1 protein-coding gene is annotated in these 1,682 nt (G+C 48.9%); it reads right to left on the bottom strand.

Annotated features, from left to right (window positions below):
- Positions 1 to 1,584 (bottom strand): MobH family relaxase (gene mobH, locus RH85_RS19060; protein ID WP_006714362.1); only part of this gene is annotated, 1,584 nt, incomplete at its 3' end.
- Between the last annotated feature and the right edge of the window lie 98 nt (positions 1,585 to 1,682).

The raw sequence follows: 1,682 nt of genomic DNA, 5'->3' as shown, positions 1-1,682 counted from the left end.
AAGCGCCTCATCCTCAGTCACAACGTCACTCTTTTCTTCATCTGCTGCAGTGCTCTCAGCTTCTTGCATCAATTCCATCGCGTGACTGGCAACCGCCGGTATCACTTCTGGTTCGACGTCAACTGCTGCGACTTCAACCGGTACTTCTGCGATGTCTTGCTCAGCGCTTATCGCGTCCATACCAGGCATATAACTCATCAAATCTAAACTTAATGAAGGCTCTCTACTCTCCTGCTCCAATACCCCTTGACTTGCTGGTACTGTGGCAGTGCCCTCTACTTTGGTGACTGCGTCACTTAAATTCTCTCTCAGTGGCGATACAGGAGCATATTGAGTCAGTGATAACTCTCCATCATCTTGTGCGTCTTGAAGCTCTGACGTATCGATAACGGGCGTTATTGAGCCCTCAATCGACGCAAGCTCACCTTCGGGCCATATCGATGGCCAGTGAACACACACAAAGGTGAACGTCTGGCGCCAATCAAAGGCACTTAAAAAGACTTCACACTTCCATATCGCCATCTCATCGTCATTAGCGCGGATGAGTTGGTGCTGCTGCAATTCATTAAACAATCGTGAGTTGTCCGTTGGAACGTTAGTGATCCCACGTTCCAATAACGCTGCACGTAGTCGTTCAGCGATCGGCTTACTCATCAAAAACAGGTTTTCACCCTCAACAAACCCCTCGGCGCCTTTTCTGTTCAATGGGAACGCGCCCGATTGAAGCAAATGAGTGAGCGTCAATCGAAGCTGACCCGCCAATGAAGCAGCAGCGCCTCGCGCTTTTTCAGCAGCGAGGTTGATGCCGGCTTTATCGGCGCCGAGGTTTTGCGCCACACTGGCGGCGTCCGCTTGCATCACAATTTGCCCAATGACGCTGTCACTATCGGCATGGCCAGAAAGATAAGCGCTCATTTCATGGTAGAGCTGGCGATCGCTTGTGATCGCCGCCATTGGGTTTTCAGAGAGCATTGGCGTTAACCACATCAGTCCGCTGCGTTGATGCTGACTGTATTGACGCTCTTTGTGATAACGAAAACGGTACGGTTGACTGATCGCCCCCAGTGCCAGTGTCCAACGAACGGGTTCTTTTCCCTCCCCTACAAATAACTCAATGTCCATATCGAGCACCTTGCCCACGTCATGCAATAAGGCACACAGAAAAACGCCATACACCCAAACGATCTCCTTGTGGATCACGTCTTCTGGCGCCGTATTCGGCGGCAGAATGTAATTACGGCGAATACGCATTGCGTAAATCGCCACGTCTAAACTGTGTAGCAATAAGCCTCTTGGCGTTGCATGGTGGTAAGACTCTGATGCCGGTAAATCTTGGCAACAGGTCGCAAAGCGAATGACCGTATCAACGACAAACTCATCCCACACCTCGTAAGGCAGCGCTAAGCCACTGCGCTTAAGAACGCGAAGTTTGTCCTTGATAAGATCATCTTGTTTCAGTTGCTCTGCACTCCATGGCGCACAAAATCCCGTAGGAGTTTTGTTTTTAAGGGTGGCCTGGGGCAGTGCTTTCTTTTCTGGCTCATCATTGAACCAATCGATAACTTGTTTTATGCGAGTAAACACTGTGTTTCTCCGTGCAATGCAAACGCAACTGTATAAATAAACAGTAATGTTAATATATACAGTGTATTTTGTGAGAAAAATACATTTATGGTAACCAT

Origin of the sequence: Vibrio ichthyoenteri ATCC 700023, assembly GCF_000222605.1 — a bacterium.
Classification (GTDB): Bacteria; Pseudomonadota; Gammaproteobacteria; order Enterobacterales; family Vibrionaceae; genus Vibrio; species Vibrio ichthyoenteri.
Note: the sequence above shows the minus strand (reverse complement) of the source record. Positions and strands in the feature narration are given on the sequence as shown.